Annotated in this window: 5 protein-coding genes and 4 pseudogenes; 4 read left to right on the top strand and 5 right to left on the bottom strand. The window is 38.5% G+C overall.

Annotation, left to right across the window (positions count from 1 at the left end; genetic code table 11):
• A pseudogene (locus AB6D06_RS22115) lies at positions 1-538 on the top strand (IS5 family transposase); the annotation flags it as partial.
• A 485-nt stretch (positions 539-1,023) separates the two neighbouring features.
• Here AB6D06_RS22115 and AB6D06_RS22110 read toward each other — a convergent pair.
• The 3 genes and pseudogenes from AB6D06_RS22110 to AB6D06_RS22100 form a co-directional block, all read right to left on the bottom strand.
• Positions 1,024-1,139 (bottom strand): annotated as a pseudogene (locus tag AB6D06_RS22110) (ISAs1 family transposase); the annotation flags it as partial.
• A gap of 246 nt (positions 1,140-1,385) precedes the next feature.
• Positions 1,386-2,120, bottom strand: a complete 735-nt coding sequence (locus AB6D06_RS22105) for a hypothetical protein (RefSeq protein ID WP_372111864.1) — start codon at positions 2,118-2,120, stop codon at positions 1,386-1,388.
• Between the two features lie 406 nt (positions 2,121-2,526).
• On the bottom strand, positions 2,527-4,581 hold the full coding sequence (locus tag AB6D06_RS22100; protein ID WP_017103569.1) for a hypothetical protein: 2,055 nt from the start codon (positions 4,579-4,581) through the stop codon (positions 2,527-2,529).
• A 418-nt stretch (positions 4,582-4,999) separates the two neighbouring features.
• On the opposite strand from AB6D06_RS22100, the gene AB6D06_RS22095 reads away from it, so the two are divergent.
• Positions 5,000-5,551, top strand: a complete 552-nt coding sequence (locus AB6D06_RS22095; protein ID WP_240798338.1) for a PadR family transcriptional regulator — start codon at positions 5,000-5,002, stop codon at positions 5,549-5,551.
• A 173-nt stretch (positions 5,552-5,724) separates the two neighbouring features.
• Entirely contained in the window at positions 5,725-5,904 is a 180-nt protein-coding gene (locus tag AB6D06_RS22090) for a hypothetical protein (RefSeq protein ID WP_016800071.1), read from the top strand.
• Positions 5,905-6,505: 601 nt separating this feature from the next.
• Here AB6D06_RS22090 and AB6D06_RS22085 read toward each other — a convergent pair.
• Positions 6,506-6,655 (bottom strand): annotated as a pseudogene (locus AB6D06_RS22085) (transposase); the annotation flags it as partial.
• 846 nt (positions 6,656-7,501) lie between these two features.
• Between AB6D06_RS22085 and AB6D06_RS22080 the strand changes: the two are divergent.
• Positions 7,502-7,861, top strand: a pseudogene (locus tag AB6D06_RS22080) (hypothetical protein); the annotation flags it as partial.
• Positions 7,862-7,874: 13 nt separating this feature from the next.
• Here the strand turns inward: AB6D06_RS22080 and AB6D06_RS22075 are convergent.
• Positions 7,875-8,105: a hypothetical protein gene (locus AB6D06_RS22075; protein WP_016800070.1), complete on the bottom strand. Its 231-nt coding sequence runs from the start codon at positions 8,103-8,105 to the stop codon at positions 7,875-7,877.
• Between the last annotated feature and the right edge of the window lie 5 nt (positions 8,106-8,110).

Below are 8,110 nucleotides of genomic sequence, written 5' to 3'. Positions count from 1 at the left end.
CGAAGGTGAATGGAAAGTCAAAAAACACGGGACAGATGGCAAGCGTAGAGTCTGGTGAAAGCTGCATATTGCCGTTGATACAAGCACTCATGAAATTATTGGAGCCGAGCTAAGTTTATCGACGGTTACAGATGGAGAAGTCCTCCCTAACTTATTGAAACAAACACGCCGAAGTATCCTTAAGGTGTCTGGTGATGGCGCTTACGACACGAGAGCATGTCACGCTGCTATTGAGATTAAGCGAGCCGTTGCGCTTATTCCCCCAAGAGAAGGGGCTGCCTTCTGGGAACGTGGTCATCCTCGAAATCTCGCCGTGGGTAGCCAGAAGTTATACGGCTCAAATAAGTATTGGAAAGAGCGGTATGGATACCACAGACGTTCACTCTCAGAAACAGCGATGTATCGAGTTAAACAGTTACTAAGAGGACGATTGAGCTTAAGAAATTACAATGCGCAGGTGGGTGAGACTTACGCGATGATAAAAGCGTTGAACAAGCTTACTGGGTTAGGTATGCCTAAAGCTTGTCGTATTAACTAAGAAACACACGAAACGAAGTAGCTCTATCTCTAAATTTAATTACGCAACAAAGCCTATCCTCGCCCTAAAAGCGGGCGAGGATTTACGGAGAAATTGCTAACTGGAAATTGAGAACCTCAAAATTATCCTATAAAATTTATTCCTAACGAAGCCGCAAATTCCACCTGCTTCCAGCTCGATCTAAATCACGATCATTTTTAATCCGACCTGGGCGACTTGCCCCTCCCTCCTCTCCTCGACCACCTACAACCATAGCTAACATTTCTAATTCTTCTTGCGATAATAAAGGATGATTGTCAAATATAACTCGTTTCATTATTAAACCCCTAATTTTATTACTAATAATCTTAAAATTAAACAAAAGAAATTAATTTTAAATTATGATTACATTTAAAAAATTAGTTAATAAGTTAATAATTTAATAAGTTAATGTAAATTAATGTAAATTAATGTAAATTATATTAAAAAAGAATAACCTTGAATTCTAATTTCAGCACCGAGCCTACTGCATAAATACAACGTTGCTCATCTTCTTTGAAAATAACGTCTAACGCCCAGGACTCTGGCTCTCAATGTGCCAAAGTTTTCTTGTCGCTCTTGAGCGGCTTTGTTGAAGCGCTCATTTAATCGCCAATTTTTGAGTTGAGAGCCTTTTCCTATATTCTTATCATACCTTGATGTATTCACTCTCATAATCATACCTTACAAACACAATCAATCCAGGCGTCAACACTTCAAAAAAACACACCTACCGACAAACCAATTATATTGCGTGACCGAGGGCGGATTGATATCTGATTATCAGGCGACATTATGGATAATTGGCAGAGTGAGCAACGCACTTAAACTAAAAGCAGTTAGGTGTTGAAAAACCCATCCTTCGATAATTAGTCTCAAGAACATCCGAGATCATAAAAGCAGTAACCTTCTTTATTTCACCTCCGCCTTTCTTTAAATCTCGAATTATCTCCCTACCATTTTCAACACTCGCTCTTTTAACCGCTCCCGGTCTATTAAGCCTAGTGTTAACAATGTTATCGGGGTCTGACATCACTTGAGATATGCTTCTTTTTTCTAATGCAGTCCAGTCCTTAACCTCACTAATCACTACATTTTCACCTTTATATGAAGTTGAAAAGTATAATTTATTATAATCTATTACATCTGAGCCCAAGGTATCAGAGGCACTTTCTAAAAAATCGTCATTGAACTGCAAAGCCTCTGTTACGCTACTTTTAGTACTTTCATTTGGAAATGGTATTTTACCTTCCTCAATATCAGCCAAAATATTTTTGTTCTTTTCAAGCATACTTTTTACATTCTCATATAGCTTTTTCCTAGCTTCTGAATGTTCCAAGGGTTTATCTAAAACTAACTTTTCAGTAGAGAAACCGACTTTTGAAAGCCTTGCCTCCCCATTTTGAATTATTATTTTCGGCCTGATCGAGTCTAATTCACTTGGATTTATTTTAGTTACATCAATTTCAAGACTCCCAGACATCGAGCTAAATGAAATTGCAGAGAGTAGCAATATCAAAAATGTATTTATAATATATTTAATTTTATATTTTCTTCCCATCATGATTCACCTCTTCAAGGAGTAATTGGTCTATGGTAATCCGGGGAAAGGAGAAGCCAACCCATTGTAATTCCCCTCAATAACATCAGAAACTACAAAAGCGGATATTCACCTAACGTTCGGATTATTTGACTTAAAATCTCTCACCACACTTCTATCTGTTTAGCACTGCACCTTTAAGAACCACATTAGTATTTACAATGTTGTCTGGATAACATGACGCAAGAGAAATACGCTTGCTCTTAACCTTAGGTCGCTCGAACGTTAGACATCAAAATGGATTATCCTTTGATTTAATTAAACTAGTGCCTCTTCCTATAGTCTTGATTTTTAGTTAATCAACTCAAAAAAATCATTTTTAAAACTTTATCTAAGATACTTTTTCCCTGCTCCCATCACAATATTCGACCTAATTGGCGTGATGCAGACGCATGGGTGGTCCTGTTTGAGAAACAGGAACCCATAAATTGATAGTGTCATCAAGGTACCTAATTATTTTATTATTATCTTCATCTAAAAAAGGAGTTGAGTTAAACGCTAGCCAATCAAAGTTTCCACTTGAATATTTATGTACTTCTTGAGAAGAGTAATTTACGAGTTTACTGTTTTTATTTAGCGCAACCAGGTCGTCACGTAAATCGCTCAAGATTACAGCAGCGGCTTCATTTTCCCAATCACTTAACTTTTGTAGTTTCTTCACGTAATTATCGATTAATGCGCCCACAACGTTAAAGTAACTATTTTGAATAGAGCTAGTCATTTGAGCATAATCAATGAATCGTAATGATGTCTCATAGTTATCACCACCTTGTAGACTCATTAATGAAACAGCATCATTTAATGCAACATCTACCTTTTTCTTTAGGCTTCCATCAGCCACATGTTTATCGATTTTCTCAATAAGCGAATTTAATTTTTCTTGACTGATTGGCTTTAATGAAATTTCTGATTTATCTACTAATTTAGTATTAACCAGGTCTTTAGCTGCATGATAAGAACTCATAATTTTGTTTTTAAGGGTGGAATGTTCCTCTCCAATTTTCGAATATGCATCATTAATTAATTTTGTAAACTTGGTCTCATCAGTCACATCGACGCCTTGGCTAATTAGTGACTTTGTTATGGCAAAAACAAATGGAGCAACATCAATCTTGGATTTAATATCATTCATGACAGAGCCTTGAATTATTGAGCTTTCAATTGGCATAAATATCGATATAAAAATAAGAAAACCTTCTTCAATCTTTACCTCTGAATAATCAAGGTTTTTCAAAATATGATGCCCAAAATATAACCAAGAATAGTATTTTTTTAGAACATCATTATATGGGGCTATCATTGACTCCTGAAGACTATGGATAAATTTTGTATCTGTAAGCATATCTTTGAATTCAACAACAAGATGATCGCTATTGTCATATATTACATCTACTGTCCTCTCTAAAACTGGGAAAAATACATCATTCAACCAACGCATATTTGGTATTGCAACATTTTTTATCGATTTTGAAAATCGGATGCTGTTTGTGCCTTCATATGATGGATGGAAATTTGCATTATTTAATTGGACATGTCCGAAACTGCTTATGTATTTCTTCCCTGTCAATGAGGTTGAATACCAGTATTTTAAATTTTCCTTTAATCCGATTAGGTGGCTAATAGTTACTGGTAATTCACTTGAAACGAATTGCGTGGTTATTGGGGTGGATACTGTGTTATCTTTGAAATATTTATCTACTCTATTAGAGTAATTATCATTAATCAATCTATATGCTAATTTGTGGAAACTGTTTTTATATAATTCAACTGTTAATTCTCCAAAATGTTTATATTCATAATTATAAATCTCATCATTATCACCTCGGATTATTTTTTTAAGCTTTAGTAGTGATGCGTCTGTTTTATCAATTGCTTTTGAGTAGACACCCATCAAAGTGCGATCGGACTCTTCCATCTTGTTGATGACCCCAGCCATTTTTATATCACCATAAATTGCAATCCCTTCAGCGATGAGAACACCTATAACTGGGTTTATAGCTTCCGCAATTGACTCGGAGAAGATTGAGCCGATAACTTCCCCTGCAATTTCCGGGGCTATGTAGGAGCCCAAAAGAACGGCACCACCAGTGATTTCATCAGCATTTTTATTTTCTATGCCGTCAAGCAATTCTAATCCACCACTTACAACGGCAATAGCTCCACCAATTTTCTCTGCCAACTCCATTGCTCCGGTTTCAAATTCTGGTATAACCTCACCAATTTCTTCATTAGTAATCTTTTGGCCAATGGAAGTTTCTTTTTCTGATATCGGTGAGATGTCCTCTTGAAAATCATCAACCTCTTTTTCAAGAGTTGTAGTTTTACATGCTTCCCCCTCATCCAAAAGAAAATAGAAAGAGTTAGCACTATTGGCAAATAATACCGCTCCGATTGATAGTCCAATAGTGCTTATTTTAAACTTCATTGTCCATTCCCCCGCCTAAAATATGATTTTTTGAAAAATTTGATGGAATTAAAAAATTGGTAAAACTGACAATAGACTATTTCAATCAATCAATAAGAACATTTAAATAATTTATGTTTTATTTATATTGAAAAGTTATCATCTTTACTAATTCAAGGAAAAAGCATGAGCCACACCAAGAGTTTTTGACTCTGAGTTAAGTGAGAAAGAGCTTGCGGTTGAAAATGCAGCTAGAACAATATTAGTCAAAAACAAGATTATATGTAGCAAAGCGGAAAGAGCGGTATGGTTACCACAAAGCCTATCAACAACTCAAAATCAAAAAACGGATAATTATTAATTATTAATTACCCTTCAACCTCTTGCGATAGCTGACAGGAAGAAGCATAAAGACGTCAGGTTAATAATCGCCCCAATAATGATGAAAACATCTCAGCGCATTCAAGCCGACCGCATTGTAATAATTGAAGGAACTAAAAAGATGTCACTACGTTACGTCATATTGACGTATTTAAATGAAAAACCCCACTCAGGTTACAGCGTCACCAAAGAAATCAACCAATCCCATTATTGGAGCGCCGTCCTACAGCATACTTATCGAGAGATTAAGGTATTGCACAAAGAAAGATGGATAGAAGCGCATGCGAACTGTGCTTCAAAAGGCAACGCTTTCACTATCACCGAACTTGGTAAACAAGCGCTAATTAACTGGCTATCGACACCGGTGGCCACCTGTCAGCATAGAGATTCGTTTTGTATAAAATTGATGAATCATTCTCTCGCACCAACAGAATTAAGCCGTGAGATAGACCTCAGCATCAAAACCACCCTCACGGTCTGTCAATATTACGAACGAACCTTGAAACAACCGCAATTAAACGCTCGTCAAACCCTTATCCTCAAAAAGCGACTCGCAGAAGTTCAATTGAATTTGGATTGGTTCCAAGACATCCAGAAGACCTTGTTTTGAAAACGTCCACTCAAAGCAAAGTCGTTAAAAAAGAAATTGACCACATCGCCAAATACATTACACCTCAAGAAGATGAGGCCCCGTCAAGCACGCACCCAGAATGAACTTGAAGAGAACGACATCAGCCAAAATATTAAAATAGTGGGATTGATTCATAATAAGGAGAACACCTCATGGACAAAAGAACCGTACCAGCCCATCAGCGCATGGAAATACCGCTTAAACCCAACCACGCCTTACCATATCCAAGTAAAACCGTGCCAGAAAAATTAAAGCAGCAGACCAAAGTTCGTCGCCGCATTGAAGACATCCTTGAAGCCCAAGAATTTGATGCGCTTTGGAAGGATGGGTGAAATAGAAGACAATAAAGCACGGCCGCTTTGTCGCGTAATTCAGTTGAGAGACCATTTTTCACCGTTTGATATGCTTTTTAATCAATACGACAGGTTTCACGCATCCCAAGCTTCTACAGCGCTTTGAGCATGTCTAAGTTTATGAAAGTAAACGTTTGTGATAACCAGACCGCTGTTTCCAATACTTATTGGAACCGGACACCTCCGGGCAACCAGCCGAGAGATTTCGGGAGGGGGATGAGCTCAAACGCGAGTTTAATCTGAATTGCATAGTAACAAGACCTCGTGTCATAGCGCCATCGCCAGATACCTCTATGAGACTTCGGCGTGTTTATTTGAGTAAGTTCGGGAGCACTTCTCCACCGGTAACATTAGATAAACTTAACTCAGCAGCAAGGATTTCCGGCGTCTTGGTATCGACCGCTAAGTGTAACTTTCGCCATACTCTAAGCTTCCCATCTGAACAAGGTTTTTTACTTCCTACTTACCTTCACCATAAACCTTGATGCCTCTCTACTCAATGGCTAGGCACTGCATTGCGCCTCTTGTTTTTGTTTTAGATGAGATATCTACCTCTTTTGCATGGCGAATGATACTTTTGTTATGTGGGCAGCTCAACGGAACATGAAGCTAGCCTAAATATTGAATCGATAGACCCTTGCAGCGATCTCAATGGCATAGAGAAGACTCGTTTCACCATTAGCGCAGTGGTAGTAATAACTAAATCACTGAATCGACGTGACCTACCACGCTGGTTCTGTTTGCTTTACGTCCCCCCACTTATCGCCTCGGGACCTATCAGAGCTAATAGGAACTAATACAGGTAAAGGAGACCTCTTTTTATTTGTACTGCAATTTATCTAACTCATAATTGTCCGTGCGACCTGAAGTCGTATGAAGCGTTGTTCACCACGCAGAGTGAACCATCTGTATCACCAGATGACCCTAAGATCCTGAATAAAGCAGCGGCTCTGACAACGTAACGAAGCTTGGTCGTTAGGCTGAGCGGGAGCAAAATCGTGAGAGGATGTTCCTCCTGATAACCTCAAAATCGGGTGAGTGCTAGGGAGTCAATATGATGAATGTAATGTGAATCCATTTAAGGCGCGTTATGTGATGAAACAGCGGAAGTGGTTAATACGCTGTAGCCAAAAGGCAACGAGAGTCGGAAAGAGATTGGACAAGGCTCTTTCGTGGTCATTGTACTCTCCGCACCATTGTGGGCATCTAAGTTGACATTTTTACGCGACATACGGAACAGGGTAAGCCTGTATACCTCCCTATGGGAAAGCTACCTGTGAAGGTGGCCGATAGGTATGCAGGTAAAGGAGGTTAGAGAAAGCAAATGATGATTTCGAATGAAATTAGTGCATCTTCTTACAACGAACCGTGGTCTCTCAATTACTGAGTGCTCATTGGCGAGGTATTAAAGCTTCAAGTGCGTATCGCAAAGGTAATTAACACGAAGAGCTAATGTTGCGATCAACTTTTGGTCTCGCTCTAGTCCTATAACGATTTAATTACTGGGTGCTTCACTGTGCCTTTGTGGAGGCTTGAGCCGTATGCAGTGAAAGTTGCACGTACGGTTCTGAGGAGGGTGGCACCTGGTAACAGGTGCCGTCTATCCGACATTTCCTTTCGGCTTGAAGAGATTTGGCGGATCAAAACCAAACTAGAGATTGATAGTAGTTGGATGTAGCTTGCGTTACTTAACTGAGCCATTCTTGATAACAAACTAAGATCGAGTGATTTTCTCTACTTCCGGGGTTGCGAGGTCTCTTCGCAAAATAGGATATTTAGCCGTGTTAAGCAGATTCAGAGAAAAACAGACCTTGAAGTTCAATTTGAGAAAAAGACAAGAACTCAACAGAGTCTCATGAAATGGATTTTGATGACTTCCAACAGCCAGCAATTTTCTTTTCCAAGCCAAATGCGAAAGCAACAACCGATTAGGTATATACAGGCTTAAATTAAAAGTTGGAATGTTCGATTTTCTTCTTTGATTTGTAGGCTTTCATTGAAATTTTTAAGACAAGTTGTTCTTGTTTCGTTGAAATGAGCTGCTTAGTTAAAGCTTTGTGGTGTAGGTCCGTGATAAAGTTTTTTTCCCAAGGCGTAAGGCGGTCAAACCTTAATAAAATAGTGTCATTTAGTACATTGAACAACTCGTATTGGCTTTTATCCATTCGACTGCTAAGCATTCAAT

The sequence above is a fragment of the Vibrio sp. 10N.239.311.G01 genome, assembly GCF_041465805.1.
Lineage (GTDB): Bacteria > Pseudomonadota > Gammaproteobacteria > Enterobacterales > Vibrionaceae > Vibrio > Vibrio crassostreae_C.
The sequence above is the reverse complement of the archived record's forward strand: the minus strand, read 5'-3'. Positions and strand labels throughout refer to the sequence as shown.

What these genes read in the sequence shown, in the direction of transcription:
- AB6D06_RS22100 (WP_017103569.1), bottom strand. Translation starts at nt 4,581, where the DNA reads ATGAAGTTTAAAATAAGCACTATTGGACTATCAATCGGAGCGGTATTA.
- AB6D06_RS22105 (WP_372111864.1), bottom strand. Translation starts at nt 2,120, where the DNA reads ATGATGGGAAGAAAATATAAAATTAAATATATTATAAATACATTTTTG.
- AB6D06_RS22090 (WP_016800071.1), top strand. Translation starts at nt 5,725, where the DNA reads ATGGACAAAAGAACCGTACCAGCCCATCAGCGCATGGAAATACCGCTT.
- AB6D06_RS22075 (WP_016800070.1), bottom strand. Translation starts at nt 8,105, where the DNA reads ATGCTTAGCAGTCGAATGGATAAAAGCCAATACGAGTTGTTCAATGTA.
- AB6D06_RS22095 (WP_240798338.1), top strand. Translation starts at nt 5,000, where the DNA reads ATGATGAAAACATCTCAGCGCATTCAAGCCGACCGCATTGTAATAATT.